This is a genomic window from Streptomyces sp. NPDC098781 (genome assembly GCF_044759995.1).
Classification (GTDB): domain Bacteria; phylum Actinomycetota; class Actinomycetes; order Streptomycetales; family Streptomycetaceae; genus Streptomyces.
Genome location: NZ_JBIWAK010000011.1, coordinates 234,323 through 259,065, shown reverse-complemented (window position 1 = coordinate 259,065; position 24,743 = coordinate 234,323). Strand labels below are relative to the sequence as shown.

Annotated in this window: 17 protein-coding genes; 11 read left to right on the top strand and 6 right to left on the bottom strand. The window is 69.8% G+C overall.

The genetic code is table 11. The features are described from left to right. The first annotated feature begins 139 nt into the window (after positions 1-139). The 6 genes from mtrA (at position 140) to ACIQWG_RS36715 (ending at position 8,094) form a co-directional block, all read left to right on the top strand. On the top strand, positions 140-829 hold the full coding sequence (gene mtrA, locus ACIQWG_RS36740; protein WP_015659998.1) for a two-component system response regulator MtrA: 690 nt from the start codon (positions 140-142) through the stop codon (positions 827-829). A gap of 1 nt (position 830) precedes the next feature. Continuing rightward, complete coding sequence (gene mtrB, locus ACIQWG_RS36735; RefSeq protein WP_404104116.1) at positions 831-2,915, top strand: MtrAB system histidine kinase MtrB; 2,085 nt, start codon at positions 831-833, stop codon at positions 2,913-2,915. After that, entirely contained in the window at positions 2,905-4,740 is a 1,836-nt protein-coding gene (locus tag ACIQWG_RS36730; protein ID WP_404104114.1) for an LpqB family beta-propeller domain-containing protein, read from the top strand. Before mtrB ends, ACIQWG_RS36730 begins: the two co-directional genes overlap by 11 nt. Before the next feature lie 355 nt (positions 4,741-5,095). Further along, positions 5,096-6,139 (top strand): ComF family protein, encoded by a 1,044-nt coding sequence (locus ACIQWG_RS36725; protein ID WP_404104112.1) that lies wholly within the window; start codon positions 5,096-5,098, stop codon positions 6,137-6,139. Between the two features lie 314 nt (positions 6,140-6,453). Then, on the top strand, positions 6,454-7,146 hold the full coding sequence (gene hpf, locus ACIQWG_RS36720) for a ribosome hibernation-promoting factor, HPF/YfiA family (protein ID WP_404104109.1): 693 nt from the start codon (positions 6,454-6,456) through the stop codon (positions 7,144-7,146). Between the two features lie 201 nt (positions 7,147-7,347). Continuing rightward, on the top strand, positions 7,348-8,094 hold the full coding sequence (locus ACIQWG_RS36715) for a response regulator (RefSeq protein ID WP_404104106.1): 747 nt from the start codon (positions 7,348-7,350) through the stop codon (positions 8,092-8,094). Between the two features lie 3 nt (positions 8,095-8,097). Here ACIQWG_RS36715 and ACIQWG_RS36710 read toward each other — a convergent pair whose 3' ends face one another. Further along, a complete protein-coding gene (locus tag ACIQWG_RS36710) occupies positions 8,098-9,270 on the bottom strand; it encodes a winged helix-turn-helix domain-containing protein (RefSeq protein WP_404104104.1) in 1,173 nt (390 codons plus the stop codon). A 78-nt stretch (positions 9,271-9,348) separates the two neighbouring features. Further along, positions 9,349-9,930 (bottom strand): GNAT family N-acetyltransferase, encoded by a 582-nt coding sequence (locus tag ACIQWG_RS36705; protein ID WP_404104101.1) that lies wholly within the window; start codon positions 9,928-9,930, stop codon positions 9,349-9,351. Between the two features lie 271 nt (positions 9,931-10,201). Here ACIQWG_RS36705 and secA point away from each other — a divergent pair, with 271 nt between their 5' ends. Beyond that, positions 10,202-13,051, top strand: coding sequence for a preprotein translocase subunit SecA (gene secA, locus ACIQWG_RS36700; RefSeq protein ID WP_404104098.1), 2,850 nt, complete (start codon positions 10,202-10,204; stop codon positions 13,049-13,051). A gap of 115 nt (positions 13,052-13,166) precedes the next feature. Here the strand turns inward: secA and ACIQWG_RS36695 are convergent, their stop codons facing one another. Beyond that, a complete protein-coding gene (locus tag ACIQWG_RS36695) occupies positions 13,167-13,817 on the bottom strand; it encodes an Rv3235 family protein (RefSeq protein WP_404104096.1) in 651 nt (216 codons plus the stop codon). Between the two features lie 325 nt (positions 13,818-14,142). Between ACIQWG_RS36695 and ACIQWG_RS36690 the strand changes: the two genes are divergently transcribed. Together ACIQWG_RS36690 and ACIQWG_RS36685 are read left to right on the top strand one after the other, a co-directional pair. Then, the gene (locus ACIQWG_RS36690; RefSeq protein WP_404104094.1) at positions 14,143-14,658 is read left to right on the top strand and encodes a DUF6912 family protein; all 516 of its coding nucleotides are present in this window, start codon (positions 14,143-14,145) and stop codon (positions 14,656-14,658) included. Between the two features lie 77 nt (positions 14,659-14,735). Further along, positions 14,736-15,401: an HAD family hydrolase gene (locus ACIQWG_RS36685; protein WP_404104091.1), complete on the top strand. Its 666-nt coding sequence runs from the start codon at positions 14,736-14,738 to the stop codon at positions 15,399-15,401. A gap of 140 nt (positions 15,402-15,541) precedes the next feature. Here the strand turns inward: ACIQWG_RS36685 and ACIQWG_RS36680 are convergent, their stop codons facing one another. Next, complete coding sequence (locus ACIQWG_RS36680; protein WP_404104089.1) at positions 15,542-16,108, bottom strand: DJ-1/PfpI family protein; 567 nt, start codon at positions 16,106-16,108, stop codon at positions 15,542-15,544. A gap of 754 nt (positions 16,109-16,862) precedes the next feature. Here ACIQWG_RS36680 and ACIQWG_RS36675 point away from each other — a divergent pair. Further along, positions 16,863-21,797 (top strand): NAD-glutamate dehydrogenase, encoded by a 4,935-nt coding sequence (locus tag ACIQWG_RS36675; protein WP_404104086.1) that lies wholly within the window; start codon positions 16,863-16,865, stop codon positions 21,795-21,797. A 152-nt stretch (positions 21,798-21,949) separates the two neighbouring features. Here the strand turns inward: ACIQWG_RS36675 and ACIQWG_RS36670 are convergent, their stop codons facing one another. Together ACIQWG_RS36670 and ACIQWG_RS36665 are read right to left on the bottom strand one after the other, a co-directional pair. After that, a complete protein-coding gene (locus tag ACIQWG_RS36670) occupies positions 21,950-22,852 on the bottom strand; it encodes an ABC transporter ATP-binding protein (RefSeq protein ID WP_404104083.1) in 903 nt (300 codons plus the stop codon). Continuing rightward, positions 22,845-23,768, bottom strand: a complete 924-nt coding sequence (locus tag ACIQWG_RS36665; protein WP_404104080.1) for an ABC transporter permease — start codon at positions 23,766-23,768, stop codon at positions 22,845-22,847. Before ACIQWG_RS36665 ends, ACIQWG_RS36670 begins: the two co-directional genes overlap by 8 nt. A 325-nt stretch (positions 23,769-24,093) precedes the next feature. Between ACIQWG_RS36665 and ACIQWG_RS36660 the strand changes: the two genes are divergently transcribed. Next, the gene (locus tag ACIQWG_RS36660) at positions 24,094-24,732 is read left to right on the top strand and encodes a TetR/AcrR family transcriptional regulator (protein ID WP_404104076.1); all 639 of its coding nucleotides are present in this window, start codon (positions 24,094-24,096) and stop codon (positions 24,730-24,732) included. Positions 24,733-24,743 lie beyond the last annotated feature (11 nt).

Below are 24,743 nucleotides of genomic sequence, written 5' to 3'. Positions count from 1 at the left end.
GCGGGTAGAGCGGGGCAAACCCGCTCAAAGGTCACAGTCTGTGATGGGGGCGAGGGCAGACAGTGGTGACTTCTTACGACTAAGGTCACTGGCCGGTGACCTATCTCACCACTGCCTTCGCCACTGTTATGAGAATGGGATGATGTCGTTTATGAAGGGACGAGTCCTTGTCGTCGACGACGACACCGCACTGGCCGAGATGCTCGGCATCGTGCTGCGTGGTGAAGGTTTTGAGCCGTCTTTCGTAGCTGACGGCGACAAGGCGCTGGCCGCATTCCGGGAGACCAAGCCCGATCTGGTGCTGCTCGACCTGATGCTGCCCGGGCGGGACGGTATCGAGGTGTGCCGTCTGATCCGGGCGGAGTCCGGGGTGCCGATCGTGATGCTCACGGCAAAGAGCGACACCGTGGATGTCGTCGTGGGCCTGGAGTCCGGCGCCGATGACTACATCGTGAAGCCGTTCAAGCCGAAGGAGCTCGTCGCCCGGATCCGGGCGCGCCTGCGGAGGTCGGAGGAGCCGGCGCCGGAGCAGCTCGCCATCGGTGACCTCGTGATCGATGTGGCGGGGCACTCCGTGAAGCGGGACGGCCAGTCGATCGCCTTGACGCCGCTGGAGTTCGACCTGCTGGTCGCGCTCGCCCGTAAGCCGTGGCAGGTGTTCACGCGTGAGGTGCTCCTGGAGCAGGTGTGGGGCTACCGGCACGCGGCCGACACCCGTCTGGTCAACGTGCATGTGCAGCGGCTGCGTTCCAAGGTCGAGAAGGACCCGGAGCGGCCGGAGATCGTGGTGACCGTCCGCGGCGTCGGCTACAAGGCAGGGCCGAGCTGACATGTCCCGGGACAGTGCCGCTGCGGCCCCCGGTCGGACCGGGGCCCGGCCGGAGCGGCCTGTCGGCCGGAAGTCGGCGGGCTCCCGCTGGGGACGGTTCCTGGAGGGCGGGCTGCTTCAGGGCGGAGTCCAGGGCAGCCCGGTCCTTCGGCTCCTGCTGCGCTGGATACGCCGGCCGCTGCTGCCCGTCATGCGGCTGTGGCGGCGCAACATCCAGCTCAAGGTCGTCGTCACCACCCTGCTGATGTCGCTCGGCGTCGTCCTGCTGCTGGGCTTCGTCGTCATCGGCCAGGTGCGCAACGGGCTGCTGGACGCCAAGGTGAAGGCCTCCCAGAGCCAGGCCACGGGCGGGTTCGCGGCGGCCAAGCAGAGCGCCGACGAGTCCGCCGCCGGCACGGCCGACGACGGTGGGACGGCGGACGAGCGCTCCGAGCAGAACGTCATCCAGTGGATGAGCGACCTCGTCTCCTCTCTCTCCAGCGGCGGCCAGGGCGCCTTCGACGTGGTGACCCTCCCCGCCTCCGCGAGCGGAGACACCGGCGGACGCGGTCCGCGGGCCTCCGGCGCCGTGGATCCGACGGCGAGCGTGCCCGAGGATCTGCGGGAGCGGATCGACAGCAGCATGGGGGCGTTCCAGAGCTACACCCGCATCGTCTACAACCCGGCCTCCGACAAGGAGTCGCAGCCGGCCCTGGTCATCGGCAAGCAGGTCAACGACCCCAACGGTGATCCGTACCAGCTCTACTACCTCTTCCCGCTCACCCAGGAGGAGAAGTCGCTGAGCCTGGTCAAGGGGACGCTGGCGACCGCCGGGCTCTTCGTCGTCGTACTGCTCGGGGCCATCGCCTGGCTCGTGGTGCGCCAGGTCGTCACGCCCGTGCGGATGGCGGCCGGGATCGCCGAGCGGTTGTCGGCGGGGCGGCTCCAGGAACGGATGAAGGTCACCGGCGAGGACGACATCGCGCGGCTCGGCGAGGCCTTCAACAAGATGGCGCAGAACCTCCAGCTGAAGATCCAGCAGCTGGAGGACCTGTCGCGGATGCAGCGGCGGTTCGTGTCCGACGTGTCGCACGAGCTGCGTACGCCGCTGACGACCGTGCGTATGGCCGCCGATGTCATCCACGAGGCGCGGGAGGACTTCGATCCGGTGACCGCGCGGTCGGCGGAGTTGCTCGCCGATCAGCTGGACCGGTTCGAGTCGCTGCTCGCGGACCTGCTGGAGATCAGCCGTTTCGACGCGGGGGCGGCGGCCCTGGAGGCCGAGCCGATCGACCTCAGGGAAGTCGTACGCCGTGTCGTCAGCGGTGCCGAGCCGCTCGCCGAGCGCAAGGGCACACAGATACGCGTGGTCGGCGACCAGCAGCCGGTCGTCGCCGAGGCCGACGCCCGGCGCGTCGAGCGCGTGCTGCGCAATCTCGTCGTCAACGCCGTCGAGCACGGCGAGGGCAAGGACGTCGTGGTGAAGCTCGCCGCGGCGGGCGGGGCGGTCGCCGTCGCGGTGCGCGACTACGGCGTCGGGCTCAAGCCCGGCGAGGCGACGCGGGTCTTCAGCCGCTTCTGGCGGGCCGACCCGGCACGCGCGCGTACCACCGGCGGTACGGGTCTGGGCCTGTCCATCGCGCTGGAGGACGCGCGGCTGCACGGTGGCTGGCTCCAGGCGTGGGGTGAGCCTGGTGGCGGCTCGCAGTTCCGGCTGACCCTGCCGCGGACGGCGGACGAGCCGCTGCGGGGCTCTCCGATACCCCTGGAGCCCAAGGACTCGCGGCGTAACCGTGGGCTCGACGACGCTGGTCTGCCGCATGGCGGCGGCGACAAGGCCGCGACCCTGCCGACCCAGCCCAATGGCGATCAGGCCCCCGCGAGGCCGTCCCGGGACAGGGACCCCATACCGCCTCGGCCCGGGGCCTCAGCGGCGCCCAAGGCCGACCCCACGGCGCTGCCCGGCAACGGTGCGCGAGTGGTGCCCCGGCCCGCTTCCGGCGCGCCGCGCCAGGACGAGGCGCCGGGTGCGCAGGAGCCGCAGGACGAGGACGCCGGGAACAGCGAGGAGTCGAGCAAGCATGGGGAGGCATCTCGTGGGCGCTGACCGTGGCGGGGGCGCCCGGCGCACGTCGGCGCGCGTGGTGGCGTACACCGCCTGTGGCGTCGTACTGCTGGCCGGGTGCGCCTCGATGCCCGACAGCGGCGATCTGCGGGGAGTCGAGTCCACTCCGCGGCAGGACACCCAGGTGCGGGTCTTCGCCATGCCGCCGCACGAGGATGCTTCGTCCTCGGAGATCGTTTCAGGCTTTCTGGAGGCGCTGACCAGCGACGATCCGGACTACGAGATAGCGCGCAAGTACCTGACGAAGGAAGCGTCGGACACCTGGCGGCCCCAGCTGTCCACGACGGTCCTCGCCGACGGGCCGGGCGCCGACGTCGACCGGGTGGGAGGCCGGGAGGAGGCCGACGACCTCTCGTACACGTTGACCGGCACCAAGGTCGCCACGGTCGACGCGCAGCAGTCGTACGCGTCCGCCGCCGGGGACTACAGCGAGTCGATGCACCTCACCCGGGACAAGAAGACCAAGCAGTGGCGCATCGACGTGCCGCCGCGCGGCGTCGTCATGGGGAAGTCGGACTTCCAGCGCAACTACATGTCTGTCGACAAGTACTACTTCGCCACCAGCACCACGCTCGGGACCTCACCGCACACGGCGGCCGTCGCCGACCCCGTGTATGTGCGCCGCAATGTCGACCCCATGACGCAGACGGTGCGTTCCCTGCTCAAGGGGCCCACCAGCTGGCTCAATCCGGTGGTCAGGTCGAGTTTCCCCACGGGTACGGCGCTGAAGAAGGACGTCCTGACGCCGGACGACCAGAACCGGCTGACCGTGCCGTTGAACGACAAGGCCGCACGGGTCGGGCTGGCCAAGTGCAACGAGATGGCGGCCCAGCTCCTGTTCACCCTTCAGAACCTCACGCCGACCGTGGACGAGGTCGAGCTGCGGGCAGGTGGCAGGCAGCTGTGCGCGCTCACCGAGGACGACGCGGAGGCCGTGGCCGCGCGCGGGTCGGTGGAGCGCGCCGACTACCTGTACTTCCTCGACGACAAGCACCGGCTGGTGCGGCTGGCCGCGGCCACCAACGGCACGAACCCCGACCCCGTGCCGGGTGCCCTGGGTGAGGGCGACAGGCAGTTGGAGTCCATCGCGGTGGCGCGTGACGAGTCCATGGCGGCCGGGGTTGGTCTCGACGGCAGGAATCTGTACGTCGGTGCGCTGGTCGCGGACGCTCAGCTCGGGGAGCCGGAGCTGAGCAGCGCGGGCGGAACCCCGGAGGAACGGCTGTCGGCGCCCAGCTGGGACGCTCAGGGCGATCTGTGGGTGGCCGACCGCGATCCCGACAACCCCAGGCTGCTTCTGCTGAAGGAGGGCGTGGACGATCCGGTGGTGGTGAAGACTCCGCCGGGCCTCGAAGGGCGGATCGAGTCCGTGCGGGTGGCCGCGGACGGTGTGCGGATCGCGCTCGTGGTGAAGGACGGCGACGAGTCGTCGCTGCTCATCGGCCGGATCGAGCGGGGTGACGACGGCAAGGCGGGCGAGCCCGCGGCCGTGTCGGTGCATGAACTGCGTTCCGCCACGCCCACGTTGGAGGAGGTCTCGGCCATGTCGTGGGCCGGTGACAGCAGGCTCGTGGTGGTCGGGCGCGAGAAGGGCGGCGTGCAGACGATGCGGTATGTGCAGGTCGACGGTTCCACGCCGGAGGGGCCGGCGCCCGCGGCGCTCAGCGGGGTGAAGGAGATCACCGCGTCCGAGGACGCGCGGTTGCCGCTGGTCGGTTACTCGGAGGACGGGATCGTACGACTGCCGTCCGGGGCCCAGTGGCAGAAGGTGGTGACGGACGGGACCGCGCCGGTTTATCCGGGGTGAGGTCCTGGCCGGGACGAGCCACCGAGGTTCGGGACGGTGCGGGTGTGTGTGGCGGTCGCTTCCGGCCGGGGTCGGGACTCCGGGGAAGCGGCCGCTTGTTTTGTGCGGCCGTATTCGCGGCGGCGGGCCGACGGGGCGGCTCGGGTGAATGGCGGGCCTACGCGGGAGCTCGGCTGAACGGCCGGCCGACGTGGCAGCTCGGCTGAATCGGGGGCGGCGGCGTATTTCGCGGGGCCGCGGGAATCCAGGGCCGTTGACGGGCGGGAACGGCGTCTCTCCGCAGGAGCCCGAGTTTTCCACAGGGGGTTATCCACAGGGGTGGTCGGTCCACGCAGGTCTTGGCACAGTGGTGGACATGCGGGGGTGGTGGCAGGACCTCACCGACCTGGTGCTGCCGGCCGAGTGCGGAGGCTGTGGAAGGCCTCGTACGGTGCTCTGCCCGGAGTGCCGTGCCGTCCTGAGCGGGACCGCACCGAGCCGGGTGCGACCGGTGCCGGAGCCTGACGGGCTGCCTGCGGTGCATGCGGCGGCCCGGTACTCGGACGAGGTGCGGGCCGTGCTCCTCGCCCACAAGGAACGCGGGGCGCTGGCACTCGCGACACCGCTCGGAGTGGCCCTGGCGGGGGCTGTGCGGGCGGGGCTTCCGGTGGCCGGTACGGCGCATCAGGAAGCCGGTGCGGAGGGCGTCGGGGCGTCCGGGCGGGCCATGTCGTCCCGGGGCGCTCGGGTGCGGGAGGGCGCGGCGGGGCGGTCCGGGGGCGTCGGCGCGCCGGTGCTGCTCGTGCCGGTGCCGTCGGCGCGTGGGGCGGTTCGTGCGCGCGGGCATGATCCGGCCCGGCGGATCGCGCTGGCGGCCGCGGCTGAGCTGCGGCGGGCCGGGACGCCGGCGCGTGTACTCGCCGTGCTGCGGCAACGGCGTGCGGTGGCCGATCAGTCGGGGCTCAACTCCCGGCAGCGGCTGGACAATCTCGCGGGCGCGCTGACCGTGGCTCCCGAGGGAGGCCGGTTGCTCGCCCGGGGAGGGCAGGTCGTGCTGGTCGACGACCTGATGACTACGGGTGCGTCCCTGGTGGAGGCGACGCGGGCCCTGCGGGCCGAGTTGACGGAAGGAGTGCGGGGCGAGTCGGAGGAACCGCGCGCATTCAGCAGAACAGACGGGGAAGTGGACGCGTATGGAGGGGGGACCGAGGGGCCGGATGAGTGCGGTGACAGCACAACCACTGTGTACCGAGCGGGAACTCGGGAAAGCAGAGGGGAACGGAACGCTGGATCAACGGAGGGCGCTGTGCGGCGGACGAGTGAGATGCCGGGAATCATGGGCGCCGTACGGTCCCATGACCTGATCCGCGCGGCTGTGGTCGCGGCGCCGCCGGATTCTTTCGAAATAAACCGGAACTGACTGCGAACTTGCATCGTTGCAGGTAACGAGAGGGTCAATTCACCTGAACGGAGGTACGCCGCAGTAGAGGGTGACGACATCCGTCCGGGCGAGATATGTTCGGTTGTGAGGGAAAGGCGCAGGCCATCCCCGTCATATCCGAATGCCGTGCCGTGGGTTTCGCGCAATCACCCGCGGCCATGGGGTGGAGATCTTGCCCATGGGGGAGGAGGAGGTGGAAGTCGCCGAGTCCGAGGTTCCGGGGCCACCGGAGCCTGCTGCAAAAGGGAGATGCTCCGCCTATGGAGCGGGGCGATCCGGGAACGGAGTTCTGCGTGGACATCGTCGTCAAGGGCCGCAAGACCGAGGTGCCCGAGCGGTTCCGCAAGCACGTGGCCGAGAAGCTGAAGCTGGAGAAGATCCAGAGGCTCGATGCCAAGGTGATCAGCCTCGACGTCGAGGTGTCCAAGGAGCCCAACCCGCGACAGGCCGACCGCAGCGATCGAGTGGAGATCACGCTCCGCTCCCGCGGTCCGGTGATCCGGGCGGAGGCAGCGGCCAGCGATCCGTACGCGGCACTCGATCTGGCGGCGGAGAAGCTGGATGCCCGGCTGCGTAAGCAGCACGACAAGCGTTTCTCGCGCCGAGGCTCCCGCCGGCTTACGGCGGCCGAAGTCCCCGACCACGTTCCGGGCGCGGCGACGCTCAACGGCAACGGCCACACCGTCCGGGAAGAAGAGTCGGACGGAGTTCCCACCAAGAAGATCGGCTCGCTGGAAGTGAAGGGCGAGGGGCCCCTCGTCGTACGCGAGAAGACGCACGTCGCCTCCCCGATGACCCTCGACCAGGCCCTCTACGAGATGGAGCTGGTCGGGCACGACTTCTACCTCTTCGTCGACTCCGAGACGAAGGAACCGAGTGTCGTCTACCGGCGGCACGCCTATGACTACGGGGTCATCCACCTCAACACGGACCCGATGGTCACCCAGGCGCAGTCCGCGGCGGCAGGTGGCACGCTGGGTGGCTGAAACACCCGGCTGACAGCTGAGCCGGTGCCCCTGGAGCGCGTGTGCGCCCCCAGGGGCACCGGTGTGCGACCACTTCGCGCCCCGCTCGTCACCGGAGTGTCGGTCGGGCATGGAATCATGGCCGCACCGGCCCAACCGTTGGGCCGCTGCCTTGGGTTGGCGATGGCATGCGACCAGCCACAGCCTTCAGGGGGAGGAACGATGGCGGACAGCTTCGGACCGATGCGGGACGAGGATGCCGACGGCCATGTCGTCGGTATGAGCCCGGACGCGGGTTCTCCACGCAAGGAGCCGATCAGAGTCCTCGTCGTGGACGACCACGCCCTGTTCCGCCGTGGACTGGAGATCGTGCTCGCCGCCGAGGAGGACATCCAGGTCGTAGGAGAGGCGGGCGACGGCGCGGAAGCCGTCGACAAGGCCGCTGACCTGCTGCCGGACATCGTCCTGATGGATGTGCGGATGCCCAAGCGGGGCGGCATCGAGGCCTGCACCTCCATCAAGGAGGTGGCCCCCAGCGCGAAGATCATCATGCTGACGATCAGCGACGAGGAAGCCGACCTCTACGACGCGATCAAGGCGGGCGCGACCGGCTATCTCCTCAAGGAGATCTCCACGGACGAGGTCGCCACGGCCATTCGCGCGGTGGCCGACGGACAGTCCCAGATCAGCCCTTCCATGGCGTCGAAGCTGCTCACCGAGTTCAAGTCGATGATCCAGCGCACGGACGAGCGCCGCCTCGTGCCCGCGCCGCGGCTCACCGACCGTGAGCTGGAGGTCCTCAAGCTCGTCGCCACGGGGATGAACAACCGCGATATCGCCAAGGAGTTGTTCATCTCCGAGAACACCGTGAAGAACCACGTGCGCAACATCCTGGAGAAGCTTCAGCTGCACTCCAGGATGGAGGCCGTGGTCTACGCGATGCGGGAGAAGATCCTCGAGATCCGCTGAGGGTCAGCCCACGAGACGGGCGAGCTCCGTCGCGAGCGGTTCGCGCAGGGCGGGTGCGTCGACCCTTTCCACCCGTACGTCCGTGCAGTCCACCCAACTCGCCGCCTCGACCAGCGCCTGGGCCACCGCCGGTACGGCGCCGGGGCCGTCCAGCGTGACCTGCTTGGCGACCAGGGTGCTGCCCTCGCGGGCCGGGTCCACGCGGCCGACCAGCCGACCGCCGGCCAGGACCGGCATCGCGAAATAGCCGTGGATCCGCTTCTGCTTCGGTACGTACGCCTCCAGACGGTGGGTGAAGTCGAAGATCCGCTCGGTGCGCGCCCGTTCCCAGATCAGGGAGTCGAACGGGGACAGCAGCGTCGTACGGTGGCGGCCGCGCGGAGGGGTCTCGAGGGCCGCCGGGTCGGCCCAGGCCGGCTTGCCCCAGCCCTCGACCGTGACCGGGACCAGACCCGATTCGGCGATCACCGCGTCGACCTGCTCGCCCTTGAGGCGGTGGTAGTCCGCGATGTCCGCGCGCGTGCCGACGCCGAGGGACTGCCCGGCCAGCCGGACCAGGCGGCGCAAGCACTCGGTGTCCTCCAGCTCGTCGTGCAGCAGTGCCTGCGGAACGGCGCGCTCCGCGAGGTCGTAGACGCGCTTCCAGCCGCGGCGCTCCACGCAGACCACCTCGCCGTACATCAGCGCCCGCTCGACGGCGACCTTGGCACCCGACCAGTCCCACCACTCGCTCGTCCGCTTCGCGCCGCCCAGCTCGGTCGCGGTGAGGGGGCCCTCGGCGCGGAGCTGCTTGATCACCTGGTCGTAGGCGCCGTCCGGGAGATCGTGGTTCCAGTGCGGGCGGTTGCGGTAGGCGCGGCGGCGGAACGCGAAGTGCGGCCACTCCTCGACCGGGAGGATGCAGGCCGCATGGGACCAGTACTCGAAGGCGTGCGTGTCGGTCCAGTACGCCTTCTCGACCGTCTTGCGGCCCACCGCGCCCAGGCGGGCGTACGGAATGAGTTCGTGGGAGCGGGCCAGGACCGAGATGGTGTCGAGCTGCACGGCACCGAGGTGACGCAGGATGCCGCGGACGCCGGACCTGCGGTCGGGGGCGCCGAGGAAGCCTTGCGCGCGCAGCGCGATGCGGCGGGCCTCGTCGGCCGAGAGGTCGGTGGTGGGGCGCGGGGTGGTCATGCTCGGCACCTTAGGCGGTGGCACTGACAACGCGGGGTGAGCTGGGGATTCGACCGGGAGCGGGCGTGCGCGCGGCGGCTAGGCGGGCTGGGTCCGCGCCGGGAGGTACGGTGCCGTCGACGGCAGCGCCAGGTCCGACGGGAGCAGGGAACCCACCCAGCAGTCCCGGCGTACACCCTGGTGGACCATGGCCGAGCGGAGGGTGCCCTCCAGGGAGAAACCGGCTCGCTCGGCCACCGCGCGCGAGAGCCGGTTGCCGGCCTCGGCGCGCCATTCCACGCGGTCGATCGACAGCTGGACGAAGGCCCAGCGGGACGCGGCGAGGACGGCCTCGGTGATGTAGCCGTTGCCCCGGTGCTCCTTCGTGCCCCAGAAGCCGATCTCGGCCTCGCTCATGGAGCGCATCGTGAGACCGAGCATGCCGACCAGGTCCTCACCCTCGGGCAGGAACAGCCCCCAGGTGAACATCGATCCGTTCTGCCAGCCCTCGGGGACGAGTTGTTCCGTGAAGCTGTCCGCGTGCTCGCGCAGATAGGGCGACGGGATCGTGGTCCAGCGCTGGATGTCGGGATCCTGGGCGGCCTCGTACACGGCATCGCTGTCCTTGGGGCCGACCGTACGCATCAGGAGGCGGTCGGTGGTGAGCGTGACGGGTTCCATCGGCCGATTCTCCTCGCGGGGCGGTGACAAGCGCCAACGTTTATGCGGTGGGTGAGCGTCCGATCGCATTTCGCACAATTCATGGGCGCGACGCGGCACCATCCGCGACCCCCGTCCGTTGTCCCCTTTGACGGAGATTTGAAGCAGTGGACGCCCGGCGCCCCCGGCAGGCTCCCGGCCCGGCCGGGTCCTCGCATACGATGGCCGTTGCTCAGCCAAGCCAAATAGAAACCGACCGTCCCAGGCCCGACCGGCAAGGAGACCAACCCCCGTGTCCGTCCTCTCGAAGATCATGCGTGCAGGCGAAGGCAAGATCCTGCGCAAGCTGCACCGCATCGCGGACCAGGTCAACTCCATCGAAGAGGACTTCGTCGACCTCTCCGACGCCGAGCTGCGGGCCCTCACCGATGAGTACAAGCAGCGCTACGAAGACGGCGAGAGCCTGGACGACCTGCTGCCCGAGGCTTTCGCCACCGTGCGCGAGGCCGCCAAGCGCGTTCTCGGACAGCGTCACTACGACGTCCAGATCATGGGTGGCGCGGCCCTTCACCTCGGCTACGTGGCCGAGATGAAGACCGGTGAGGGCAAGACGCTCGTCGGCACGCTGCCCGCTTATCTGAACGCGCTGTCGGGGCAGGGCGTGCACCTGATCACGGTCAACGACTATCTGGCCGAGCGCGACTCCGAGATGATGGGCCGCGTCCACAAGTTCCTGGGCCTGAATGTCGGCTGCATCCTGGCCAACATGACGCCGGCCCAGCGCCGCGAGCAGTACGCGTGCGACATCACGTACGGCACGAACAACGAGTTCGGCTTCGACTACCTGCGCGACAACATGGCGTGGTCCCAGGACGAACTCGTCCAGCGCGGCCACAACTTCGCCATCGTCGACGAGGTCGACTCCATCCTCGTCGACGAGGCCCGTACGCCGCTGATCATCTCCGGCCCGGCCGACCAGGCCACCAAGTGGTACGGCGACTTCGCCAAGCTGGTCACGCGCCTCAAGCGCGGCGAGGCCGGCAACCCGCTCAAGGGCCTGGAGGAGACCGGCGACTACGACGTCGACGAGAAGAAGCGCACGGTCGCCATCCACGAGGCCGGTGTCTCCAAGGTCGAGGACTGGCTGGGCATCGACAACCTCTACGAGTCGGTGAACACGCCGCTGGTGGGCTACCTGAACAACGCCATCAAGGCCAAGGAGCTCTTCAAGAAGGACAAGGACTACGTCGTCATCGACGACGAGGTCATGATCGTCGACGAGCACACCGGCCGTATCCTCGCGGGCCGCCGCTACAACGAGGGCATGCACCAGGCCATCGAGGCCAAGGAAGCCGTGCCGATCAAGGACGAGAACCAGACGCTCGCCACGATCACCCTCCAGAACTTCTTCCGCCTGTACAAGCGCCACGACCAGGAGGGCAAGGAACTGCCCGGCCTGTCCGGCATGACGGGTACGGCGATGACCGAGGCCGCCGAGTTCCACCAGATCTACAAGCTCGGCGTGGTCCCGATCCCGACGAACAGGCCGATGATCCGCAAGGACCAGTCGGACCTGATCTACCGCACCGAGGTCGCGAAGTTCGAGGCGGTCGTCGACGACATCGTCGAGAAGCACGAGAAGGGCCAGCCGATCCTCGTCGGTACGACGTCGGTCGAGAAGTCCGAGTACCTCTCGCAGCAGCTGTCCAAGCGCGGAGTGCAGCACGAGGTGCTGAACGCCAAGCAGCACGACCGTGAGGCGATCATCGTCGCCCAGGCCGGCCGCAAGGGCGCCGTCACCGTCGCCACCAACATGGCCGGCCGCGGTACCGACATCAAGCTCGGCGGCAACCCCGAGGACCTCGCCGAGGCGGAGCTGCGGCAGCAGGGCCTCGACCCCGAGGAGCACATCGAGGAGTGGGCGCAGTACCTGCCGGCCGCCCTCGAGCGGGCCGAGCAGGCGGTCAAGGCGGAGTTCGAGGAGGTCAAGGACCTCGGCGGCCTCTACGTCCTCGGTACCGAGCGGCACGAGTCGCGTCGTATCGACAACCAGCTGCGCGGTCGTTCGGGCCGTCAGGGCGACCCGGGCGAGTCCCGCTTCTACCTCTCGCTCGGCGACGACCTGATGCGTCTGTTCAAGGCCCAGATGGTCGAGCGCGTGATGTCGATGGCGAACGTCCCGGACGACGTCCCGATCGAGAACAAGATGGTCACGCGCGCGATCGCGTCCGCGCAGTCGCAGGTCGAGCAGCAGAACTTCGAGACCCGTAAGAACGTCCTGAAGTACGACGAGGTCCTCAACCGCCAGCGTGAGGTCATCTACGGCGAGCGGCGCCGCGTCCTGGAGGGCGAGGACCTGCACGAGCAGGTGCAGCACTTCATGGACGACACGATCGACGCCTACATCAGCGCGGAGACCGCCGAGGGCTTCGCCGAGGAGTGGGACCTGGACCGGCTGTGGGGCGCCTTCAAGCAGCTCTACCCGGTGAAGGTCACCATCGAGGAGCTGGAGGAGGCGGCCGGCGACCGCGCCGGGCTCACCGCCGACTTCATCTCGGAGTCCATCAAGGACGACATCCACGAGCAGTACGAGCAGCGTGAGGGGCAGCTCGGCTCCGAGATCATGCGTGAGCTGGAGCGCCGGGTCGTGCTGTCGGTCCTGGACCGCAAGTGGCGCGAGCACCTCTACGAGATGGACTACCTCCAGGAGGGCATCGGCCTGCGCGCGATGGCGCAGAAGGACCCGCTGGTCGAGTACCAGCGCGAGGGCTTCGACATGTTCACCGCGATGATGGAGGGCATCAAGGAGGAGTCCGTCGGCTACCTGTTCAACCTGGAGGTCCAGGTCGAGCAGCAGGTCGAGGAGGTCCCGGTCGAGGACACCAAGCCGGTGGCCGACCTCGACAAGAAGGACGCGGTGCCGGCGCAGGCGGGCTCGCGGCCCGAGATCCGCGCCAAGGGGCTCGACGCCCCGCGTCGTCCGGACCGGCTGCACTACACGGCCCCCAAGGTGGACGGCGAGGGCGACATCGTCGAGGGCGAGTTCGACAACGGCGACGAGCCGGTGCGCTCCGAGGCCGACGGCCTCACGCGCGCGGAGCGCCGCAAGCAGGCGCGGGGCGGGCGCCGTCGCAAGAAGTAGCGAAGCAAGCGCCGTAGCGCCGTCGAGAGGCGGCGACGGTGCCCTTGGCGGCTGAAAGGGCCGGTCTCCTCCGGGAGGCCGGCCCTTCGTCGTTGCCGGCGGCGCGCGGCGGTGGTCAGTCGTCGTGTGCGGGTGGCCTGCGCGGGCCGCCCAGTTCCACCGCCGTACAGCGCCAGCGCAGGTCGCCGCCCTGCTCCAGGCGGAAGGCCATGGCCCGCACCTGGTCGCCCGCGCCGATCCGGGCGAAGGCCTCGATGGCGCCCGGACGGGGTGCGAAGTAGCCGATGTCGCGGACGACGGGGCGGGCGCCACGGGTGCGCAGGGGGCCGCGTTCGGCGAGCCAGGCGAGTTCGTCGTAGGCACGGCCCGCGGTGTGGCGGAGCATCGAGTGGACGGGGCGCTGGCCGCTCAGGACCAGGAGCAGACGGTCGGCGAAGACGTCGGTGGGGCGTGGGTGGGGGATCGGGCTGAGAGGAGCCTCGGCCGTGACGCTCGCCGAGGCTCGCAGGGCGCCCGGCTCGTCGGGGGTGGCCGACACGGTCCGCTGCCGCTGGGGAGGTGTGCTCGGTGGGCGGGTGTCGGCGGGCCGTGTGCGGGCGTGGGCGGCCGGGTGCGGTGAGCCCGGTGGGCGGCCGCCCGGCGACGTCGTACGGGGTGCGCCGCCGCTCGGTGTGCGGGGCGGGGAGCCGGCGGGGCGGCGGGTGTCACGGCGGGTCGGCGGGCGAGTGCCGGGGCGGTGCTGCGCCCTGGTCATGACCTTGTTCATGGGGTCCCCGTTCGGCGGGCCCGGGGATACCGGGCAGTAACTTCGTGGTTGGTGATCTTGTACGTGGCCGTCGGGTCCGGCGGCAAGGAAGCGGAGGTCCGCAGAAGGCGGCCGGGAACTTCACTTATCCGGGTGACGGCAGGGCGCGCGGGGCCGTCATGACAAGGGCGACCTGGGTGAGTTTCCGTACCGGAGTGGACGCCGCGGGCGGTGGCGGCGGGGACTCGAAAGGGGACGCCCGCACGTATCCTGAAGGCCGTCCGGGAGGTGCGGGAGCGCACTCTCCGGGTTTCCGCGGAGCCACGAACACTGAAAGCGGTCAGCCATGCGCGTCTACGTCCCCCTGACCCTCCCCGGTCTCGCCGAGGCGTACAAGACGGGTGAGCTGGGCGGCGGACCGCTCGTCGCGTACGCCGTCACGCCCGCCCTGCGCGAGTGGTATCTCTCCGACGACATCGAGGAGTTGGAGTACGCCGCGCTGAACCGGGCCGCGCTGGCCGCGCTGCGGCTGCTGGCGGCGGACCCGGACGCGACGCGGCGCCGGGTGGTGGTCGCCGTCGACGTGCCCGACGGGGCGGCTGTCGCGGACCCCGACCGCGGGCTGGACCCGGCGGCGCTGGGCGAGGTGAGGATCGCCGGGGGCGTGGCGCTGGCCAAGGCGGCGGCCGTGCATGTGGACGCGGGCGACGCGGAGGCGGATGTGACGGCGGCCGCGCGGTCCCTCGCGGCGGCGGACGGCGGGGACGACGACGCGCAGTTCGTCGTGGACGGGGCCGAGGACCATGAGCTGCTGTGGTACGCCACGCAGGAGATCCCGAACCTGGTGGGGCTCGGCGACTGAGTCGGCGCCGTGCTTCCGGCACCCGCTGTGACCTGGCGTTCTCATGATTGTCAGTGGTGGCGGGTACGGTTTTTGGCATGGGGAAGCTGGTAGGGACGCATATCGTCTGGGACTGGAACGGGACGCTGTTCCACGACAATGACGCGATCATCGGGGCGACGAACGCGGCGTTCGCCGAGCTGGGGCTCGATCCGATCACGATGGAGCAGTACCGGGCGCTGTACTGCGTGCCGGTGCCGAAGTTCTACGAGCGCCTGCTGGGGCGGCTGCCGACGGACGCCGAGTGGCTGGTCATGGACGAGACCTTCCACCGGTACTACACCGAGCACCGGGTGCGGTGCGGGCTGACCGAGGGTGTGGCGGAGCTGCTGATGAGCTGGCGGTCGTCGGGGCGCAGCCAGTCCATCCTGAGCATGTACGGCCATGAGGAACTCGTGCCGCTGGTGCGGGGGTTCGGGATCGAGGAGCACTTCATACGGGTGGACGGGCGGACCGGGCCGTCCGGGGGCAGCAAGGCCGAGCACATGGTGCGGCACATCAAGGCGCTGGTGAGTGTGGATCCCGCCCGCACGGTCGTGATCGGGGACGCCGCCGATGACGCGGTGGCGGCCTTGCACGTGGGGGCGCGGGCCGTGCTGTACACCGGGGGGTCGCACAGCCGGGCGAGCCTGGAGGCGGTGGGGGTGCCGGTGGTGGACACGCTCGGGGAGGCGGTCGCGGAGGCGGAGCGGTTGGCCGCCTGAGCCGGTTGTCGGCCTGAGCCGGGGTTGGTGGCATGAGCGGCCCGCCACGTGAGCGCACGGCACCAAGGCACGGGCGCCCGCTCTGGCGCACCGCGCCTGTGGTCCGCGCCGTGTGATCCGGGCCTGGTGGTCCGCCGTCGTCAGGTCACCGGCGCCTTCGAGCGCAGGACGGTGAGGAACTCCCTCATCCAGGCCGAGTGGTCGGGCCAGGCGCGGGACGAGACCAGGGTGCCGTCGACGACAGCCTCGGCGTCCTGGAAGGTGGCGCCGGCGGCCTGCATGTCCAGTTCCAGTGCGGGATAGGCGGTGACGCGGCGGCCGCTGAGGCTGTCGATCGCGGCGGTGAGGAGGGGGCCGTGGCAGATCTGGGCAACCGGCTTGTCGGAGTCGAAGAACGACTTGAGGATCTTGCGGAGTTCGGGGTCGTTGCGGAGGTATTCGGGGGCCCGGCCGCCGGGGACGACGACGGCGGCGTAGTCGCCGGGGTCCACGTCGGAGAAGGCGAGGTCGGCGGGCCAGGTGTAGCCGGGTTTCTCGGTGTAGGTGTCGAAGCCGGGTTCGAAGTCGTGGACGACGAACTGGAGCTTCTTGCGGGTGGGGGCCGCGATATGGACCTCGTAGCCTTCTTCGCGGAGGCGCTGGTAGGGGTAGAGGACCTCCAGGGACTCCGCGGCGTCGCCGGTGACGATGAGGATCTTCGCTGTCATGTCGAGTGCGCTCCTCCAGTGAGCCATGCTCTGCGGCTCCGTCGGGCTGACCGTTCCATGGGCAACGTGCCTCGCGGTGAGGGGATTGCCAAGGGGCCGTGCGGTGTGTGGGACCGCCGCCCACCGCTTACCACCCGAGGCGTCACCCACCGGCCACAACCGACGTCTGTTTTCGGACACGGCTGGCCGCCGATCGGCCCGTGTTCGGCGCCGTCTTCCCCGTCCTCATCGGTCCAGGCGCCACCGTGCCGCTGCACCCCGGTCCCCCTCCAGCGTCCTCCGCGGTGCCCGACCCCGCCAGTTACGCCCTCCGCACCCGCTTTGCCCCTGTGCAGAACGTCAAAGTTCCACCCCTGGTTTTGTACACATACGGCTCATGACGGAGGCCCTGTAAGGAGCGATAGCCTTAGTGGCGTGATCAGCGCGATAGCTCGCGGGGGCAACGTTGCCCCTGCCCTGCGCCCGGAGAACACGGACGACATCCGTGACCGGGCGGCGGTCGCTGGTCTTCGCGGGCGGGAGGGAGCCGAATGGGCTCCCGGAAAGCCGGGCGCACCGTGGGACCCGGCGTCGCAGAGAGCGGCGTCACACCCCGCGGGCGGCTCAAGATTGGCTCATATAACCCCGCTCATCCCACCTCGCGGCATAGCGTCGAACCAGACCGGAGACCCCGCGTCGCGGCGTTACGCCCAAGAGGAAGACACCGTACTTCCTTCTACGTCACGCAACGGCGCGCGACAGGAGCCAGAGGACAATGCAGACCAAGCTGGACGAAGCCAAGGCCGAGCTGCTCGAGAGGGCCGCCCGGGTAGCTGAGAACAGCCCGGTCGGGGGGCACCTACCGACTGGGACCACGGACGAGAGCAGCCCCGGCACCCCGGACCACGACACCGTGCTCTCGTTCCTCCAGCGCTACTACCTGCACACCGCCCCGGAGGACCTCAGCGACCGCGACCCGGTCGACATCTTCGGAGCCGCCGTCTCGCACCACCGGCTGGCCGAGAACCGCCCCCAGGGCACGGCCAACGTGCGGGTGCACACACCCACCGTGGAAGAGAACGGCTGGACGTGCAGCCATTCCGTCGTCGAGGTCGTCACCGACGACATGCCGTTTCTCGTCGACTCCGTCACCAACGAGCTGACGCGGCAGGGGCGGGGGATCCATGTGGTCATCCACCCGCAGGTCTTCGTCCGCCGCGACGTCACCGGCAAGCTCATCGAGGTGCTCACCGCGCCGCCCACCGGCGAGCTGCCGCACGACACGCACACCGAGTCCTGGATCCACGTAGAGATCGACCGGGAGACCGACCGCGGCGACCTGAAGCAGATCACCGCGGACCTGCTGCGCGTCCTGTCCGACGTCCGTGAGGCCGTCGAGGACTGGAGCAAGATGCGGGACCTGGCCCTGCGGATGGCCGACGAGCTGCCGCGGGAGCCCCACTCCGACCTCCGTGACCAGGAGTTCGAGGAGGCCCGTGAGCTGCTGCGCTGGCTGGCCGACGACCACTTCACCTTCCTCGGATACCGCGAGTACGAGCTGCGCGAGGACGACTCGCTGGCCGCCGTGCCGGGCACCGGCCTCGGCATCCTGCGCGCCGACCCGCAGCACTCCGAGACCGACAGCCACCCGGTCAGCCCGTCCTTCGAGCGGCTGCCCGCCGACGCCCGCGCCAAGGCCCGCGAGCACAAGCTCCTCATCCTCACCAAGGCCAACAGCCGGGCGACCGTGCACCGGCCGTCGTACCTCGACTACGTCGGGGTGAAGAAGTTCGACGAGAACGGCGAGGTCGTCGGCGAGCGCCGCTTCCTGGGTCTGTTCTCCTCGGCCGCCTACACCGAGTCGGTCCGCCGCGTGCCTGTCGTCCGGCGCAAGGTCGACGACGTGCTGCGGGTCGCCGGCTTCTCGCCCAACAGCCACGACGGCCGCGACCTGCTCCAGATCCTGGAGACGTACCCGCGCGACGAGCTCTTCCAGACCCCGGTCCCCGAGCTCCAGCGCATCGCGACCTCCGTCCTCTACCTCCAGGAGCGCCGTCGGCTGCGGCTCTACCTGCGCCAGGACGAGTACGGCCGCTACTACTCGGCCCTCGTCTACCTCCCCCGGGACCGCTACACGACCGGTGTGCGGCTGCGGATCATCGACATCCTCAAGGAGGAGCTCGGCGGCACCAGCGTCGACTTCACCGCCTGGAACACCGAGTCGATCCTCTCCCGGCTGCACTTCGTGGTCCGTGTGCCGCAGGGCACCGAGCTGCCGGAGCTGTCCGACGCCGACAAGGAGCGCATCGAGGCCCGTCTGGTCGAGGCCGCGCGTTCCTGGGCCGACGGCTTCGCCGACGCGCTCAACGCCGAGCTCGGCGAGGAGCACGCCGCGGAGCTGCTGCGGCGCTACGGCAACGCCTTCCCCGAGGGCTACAAGGCCGACCACTCCCCGCGCTCGGCGGTCTCCGACCTGGTCCACATCGAACAGCTCACCGAGGAGAACGACTTCTCGCTGAGCCTGTACGAGCCGGTCGGTGCGGCCCCCGAGGAGCGCCGCTTCAAGATCTACCGCAAGGGCGCGGCCGTCTCCCTGTCCGCCGTCCTGCCGGTCCTCAGCCGCCTCGGCGTCGAGGTCGTGGACGAGCGGCCGTACGAACTGCGCTGCGCCGACCGCAGTGTCGCCTGGATCTACGACTTCGGTCTGCGCATGGCCCCGGCGGCGGGCGGCGGCGACTATCTCGGCGACGACGCGCGCGAGCGGTTCTCCGAGGCCTTCGCCGCCACCTGGACCGGCAAGGCGGAGAACGACGGCTTCAACGCGCTGGTGCTGGGCGCCGGGCTCACCTGGCGGCAGGCGATGGTGCTGCGGGCGTACGCGAAGTACCTGCGCCAGGCCGGCTCCACGTTCAGCCAGGACTACATGGAGGACACCCTCCGGAACAACGTCCACACCACCCGTCTGCTCGTCTCCCTGTTCGAGGCGAGGATGTCGCCGGACCGCCAGCGCGCCGGCCACGAGATCGTGGACGCGCTGCTCGAAGAGGTCGACGCGGCGCTCGACCAGGTGGCGAGCCTGGACGAGGACCGGATCCTGCGGTCCTTCCTGACCGTCATCAAGGCGACGCTGCGCACGAACTTCTTCCAGGAGGCGGCGGGCGGTCACCCGCACGACTACGTCTCCATGAAGTTCGACCCGCAGGCCATCCCGGACCTGCCCGCGCCGCGCCCGGCGTTCGAGATCTGGGTCTACTCGCCCCGCGTCGAGGGCGTGCACCTGCGCTTCGGCAAGGTCGCGCGCGGCGGTCTGCGCTGGTCCGACCGGCGTGAGGACTTCCGCACCGAGATTCTCGGCCTGGTCAAGGCGCAGATGGTGAAGAACACCGTCATCGTGCCGGTCGGCGCCAAGGGCGGCTTCGTCGCCAAGCAGCTTCCCGACCCGTCCGTGGACCGGGACGCGTGGATGGCGGAGGGCATCGCCAGCTACAAGACGTTCATCTCGGCCCTGCTCGACATCACCGACAACATGGTGGCCGGGGACGTCGTGCCGCCCGCCGACGTCGTACGGCACGACGAGGACGACACCTACCTCGTCGTCGCCGCCGACAAGGGCACCGCGACCTTCTCCGACATCGCCAACGGGGTCGCCGAGCAGTACAACTTCTGGCTCGGCGACGCCTTCGCCTCCGGCGGCTCGGCGGGCTACGACCACAAGGGCATGGGCATCACCGCCCGCGGTGCCTGGGAGTCCGTCAAGCGGCACTTCCGCGAGCTGGGCGTGGACACGCAGAGCGAGGACTTCACGGTCGTCGGCATCGGCGACATGTCCGGTGACGTGTTCGGCAACGGCATGCTGCTCAGCGAGCACATCCGCCTGGTCGCCGCCTTCGACCACCGGCACATCTTCATCGACCCGACCCCGGACGCGGCCACCTCCTACGCCGAGCGCCGCCGCGTCTTCGAGCTGCCCCGCTCCAGCTGGGAGGACTACAACACCGACCTGATCTCGGCCGGTGGCGGTGTCTTCCCGCGCAGCGCCAAGGCCATCCCGGTCAACGCGCACATCCGCGAGGCCCTGGGCATCGAGGGCAAGGTCGCCAAGATGACCCCGGCCGAGCTGATGAAGGCCATCCTCAAGTCGCCGGTGGACCTGCTGTGGAACGGCGGCATCGGTACGTACGTCAAGGCGAGCACCGAGTCGCACGCCGACGTCGGCGACAAGGCCAACGACGCCATCCGTGTCGACGGCGCCGACCTGCGGGTCAAGGTCGTCGGCGAGGGCGGCAACCTGGGGCTGACCCAGCTCGGCCGGATCGAGTTCGCCCGGCACGGCGGCAAGATCAACACCGACGCCATCGACAACAGCGCGGGCGTGGACACCTCCGACCACGAGGTGAACATCAAGATCCTGCTCAACGGTCTGGTCGCCGAGGGCGACATGACCGTCAAGCAGCGCAACAAGCTGCTCGCCGAGATGACCGACGAGGTCGGCCGTCTGGTCCTGCGCAACAACTACTCCCAGAACACGGCGATCGCCAACGCGCTGGCCCAGTCCAACGCCATGCTCCACGCCCAGCAGCGCTTCATGAAGCACCTGGTCAGGGAGGGGCACCTGGACCGGGCGCTGGAGTTCCTGCCCACCGACCGCCAGATCCGCGAACGCCTCGGCGCCGACCACGGCCTGACCGGCCCGGAGACGGCCGTGCTGATGGCGTACACGAAGATCACGGTCGCCGAGGAGCTGCTGCACACCACGCTGCCCGACGACCCGTACCTGAGCACCCTGCTGCACGCGTACTTCCCGACCAAGCTGCGCGAGCGGTTCCCCGAGTACCTGGTCAGCCACCCGCTGCGCCGCGAGATCACCACGACCGTGCTGGTCAACGACACGGTCAACACGGGCGGTACGACGTATCTGCACCGGCTGCGCGAGGAGACCGGGGCCTCGCTGGAGGAGATCGTCCGGGCGCAGACCGTGGCCCGCGCGATCTTCCGCTCGGCGGAGGTGTGGGACGCGGTCGAGGCGCTCGACAACAAGGTCGAGGCCGCCGTCCAGACCCGGATCCGGCTGCACTCGCGCCGGCTGGTCGAGCGCGGCACGCGCTGGCTGCTGAACAACCGTCAGCAGCCGCTCCAGCTCGCCGACACGGTCGACTTCTTCTCCGATCGAGTCGAGCAGGTGTGGTCGCAGCTGCCGAAGCTGCTGCGCGGCGCGGACCTGGAGTGGTACCAGCAGATCCACGACGAGCTGACGGCCGTCGGCGTGCCCGTCGAACTCGCCACGCGGGTCGCCGGGTTCTCCTCCGCCTTCCCGACGCTCGACATCGTCTCGGTGGCCGACCGCATGGGCAAGGACCCGATGGACGTCGCCGAGGTCTACTACGACCTCGCCGACCGGCTGCACATCACCCAGCTCATGGACCGGATCATCGAGCTGCCGCGCGCCGACCGCTGGCAGTCCATGGCCCGCGCCTCCATCCGCGAGGACCTCTACGCCGCCCACGCGGCCCTGACCTCGGACGTCCTCGCGGCCGGCAACGGCACGGCGACGCCCGAGCAGCGCTTCAAGTCGTGGGAGCAGAAGAACGGCGCGATCCTGGGCCGTGCGCGCACGACCCTGGAGGAGATCCGGAGCTCGGACGAGTTCGACCTCGCCAACCTGTCGGTGGCGATGCGCACGATGCGGACGCTGCTGCGGACGCACACGTGAGCGGTGTGATGCCGTAAGGCGTACGCGCGTGAGGGCGCCCCGGGCTGTGACTGCCCGGGGCGCCCTTTCGTGTCGGGGGACCGCCGTGTGCGCCTGCGCCGGTCCGTGCCGCGTGCGCCGGTCCCGTGCCGTCTCCGCCGGTCCCGCGCCGCCTACGAAGAAGCCGGCGCGGGCTTGGGCTTGGGCTTCGGCTTGGCCGCCTTGTCGCCTGTGAACGCCTCGTACTCCTTGAGGACCTCGTCCGTGGGACCGTCCATGCGCAGTTCGCCGCGCTCCAGCCACAGGACGCGGTCGCAGGTGTCGCGGATCGACTTGTTGTTGTGGCTGACCAGGAACACCGTGCCCGCGTGCTTGCGCATCTCGCGGATCCGGGCCTCCGAGCGCTTCTGGAAGGAGCGGTCGCCCGTCGCCAACGCCTCGTCGATCAGCAGTACGTCGTGGTCCTTGGCGGCGGCGATGGAGAAACGCAGACGGGCGGCCATGCCGGAGGAGTACGTGCGCATCGGCAGGGTGATGAAGTCACCCTTCTCGTTGATGCCGGAGAAGTCGACGATCTCCTGGTAGCGCTGCCTGACCTGCTCCCGGGACATGCCCATCGCGAGGCCGCCGAGGAAGACGTTGCGCTCGCCGGTGAGATCGTTCATCAGGGCCGCGTTGACGCCGAGCAGGGAGGGCTGGCCGTCGGTGTAGATGTGGCCGTTCTCCACCGGGAGCAGGCCCGCGACCGCTTTGAGCAGGGTCGACTTGCCGGAGCCGTTGGTGCCGATGAGGCCGATGGCCTCGCCCTTGTACGCCACGAAGGAGACCTTCTTGACGGCGTGCACCTTGCGTACGCCCGCCGCCTTCTCGGCCTGCTTGCGGCGCAGGATGCGGTTGAGAGCGGCGGTGGCCGAACCGCGGCCCGCGCCGGTGCCGTTGACGCGGTAGACGATGTCGACCTTGTCGGCGATGACGGTGGGCGCGTCGGGCGCGTTGTGCGCGAGGGCGTCGGTGGAGGGAGCGCCGACGGTGGGGGCGCTGTCGGTGGGGTGCTGCGGGATTGGGTGCTCAGCCACGGCCGTACGTCTCCTCAGCCTTCCAGAAGTAGATGAAGCCGCCGACGCCGGCGAGCAGTGCCCAGCCCGTCGCGATCGCCCACACATGCGGCGGGAGCTGGCTCGCGTGGAAGCTGTCGATCAGCGCGAAACGCATCAGGTCGATGTACACGGCGGCGGGGTTGGCCTGAAGCGCCCCGGTCACCCAGGACGGCAGATCCTTGTGGCTGCTCATGACGTGGCTGATGCTGAACATCACGCCCGAGGCGTACATCCAGGTGCGCAGCACGAACGGCATCAGCTGGGCGATGTCCGGCGTCCTGGCGCCCATCCGGGCCACGACCATCGCGACGCCCGCGTTGAAGGTGAACTGGAGGAACAGCGCCGGGAGCACCAGCACCCAGGACGCGGCGACCGGAATGCCGAAGCAGAGCAGGATGACGACCAGGGCGGCCATCGAGAACAGCAGCTGCTGGAGCTGTTGCAGCGCGAAGGAGATCGGCAGCGCGGCGCGGGGGAAGTGCAGGGCGCGGACCAGGCCGAGGTTCCCCGAGATCGCGCGGGTGCCCGCCATGATCGAGCTCTGCGTGAACGTCCACACGAACACGCCCGTCACCAGGAACGGGATGTAGTCCGGCACCCCGTGGCTGGTGCCCAGGAGCATGCCGAAGATGAAGTAGTACACCGCCGCGTTCAGCAACGGCGTCATGACCTGCCACACCTGGCCGAGCTTCGCCTGGCTGTACTGGGAGGTGAGCTTGGCGGTGGCGAAGGCGCTGATGAAGTGGCGGCGCGCCCACAGCTGGCGGATGTACTCGGGCAGGGAGGGACGGGCACCGCTGACCGCGAGACCGTGCCGGGCGGCAAGCGCCGCGAGGTCGTGGGCCGGGGGCGGGGCGGTGGCCGTCGGGGGCGGCGTGTGGAGGGCCTGGGTCACATCCGCTGCTTTCGCTCGGGTGGCGGGGGAGGGGAGGGACGGTGAGGGAGGGGAGGCAGGCAGGCAGGGCAGAGCTTGCCGTGAAGGTGGGCGTGGTTCGGCGGTTCCTTACGCTTCTCTTCACGTTTTCTTACGTCGGGACGGGACCGTATCGTCGTAACGTGAGCGTAGGTCGAGAGGGCGTCGGAACGCAACCGTTTCGTCGTGACGTGAGCCCGTGACGTGAGCGACGCAACGGCCGACGCAAATGGCCGACACGTGCGGCCGACGCATGCGGCCGACGCAACGGCCACGTAAGGACGGGACCGTATCGTCGCAACGCCCTATGCTGGTCCGCATGACGACGAACGCCGACCAGTCCCAGACGCGTCCGCGCCGCCGGACCCCGGCGGGGGCGGCCGTGCTCCGCGAGGACGTGACGGAGGCCATCAGGGCCGCCGTCTTCGAGGAACTGGCGGCGGTCGGCTACGCCCGCATGTCGATCGAGGGCATCGCGCGAAGGGCGGGCGTCGGCAAGACCGCCGTGTACCGGCGCTGGCGTTCCAAGCTGCACCTGGTGCTCGACGTGGTGTCGGCGGTCGCCGTGATGGGGCTCCCCGTACCGGACGCGGGCTCCCTGGAGGGTGATCTGCGGCTGCTGTACGAGGTGACCGCCCGAGCCCTGCGGCACCCGCTGGCCTCGCAGATCCTCCCGGACCTCCAGGCCGAGGCTGCGCGCAGTCCCGAGATCGCCGAGGCCGTGCAGAAGGCGCTGCGCGACGGGCAGGCGAGCGTGGCCAGCGGAATCGTGATGGCCGCGGAGAAGCGCGGCGAAGTGCGCCCGGGCATGGACGAGGAGTTGGCCCTCGACCTGATCTCGGGCCCCCTGTACTGGCACTCCGTGGTGATCCGCGGCCCCAAGCCCTCCAAGCGGTATCTGGACGCCCTGGCCCGGGCCACCGCCCAGGCGCTCAAGGCGCTGTGAGCGGGGACCTG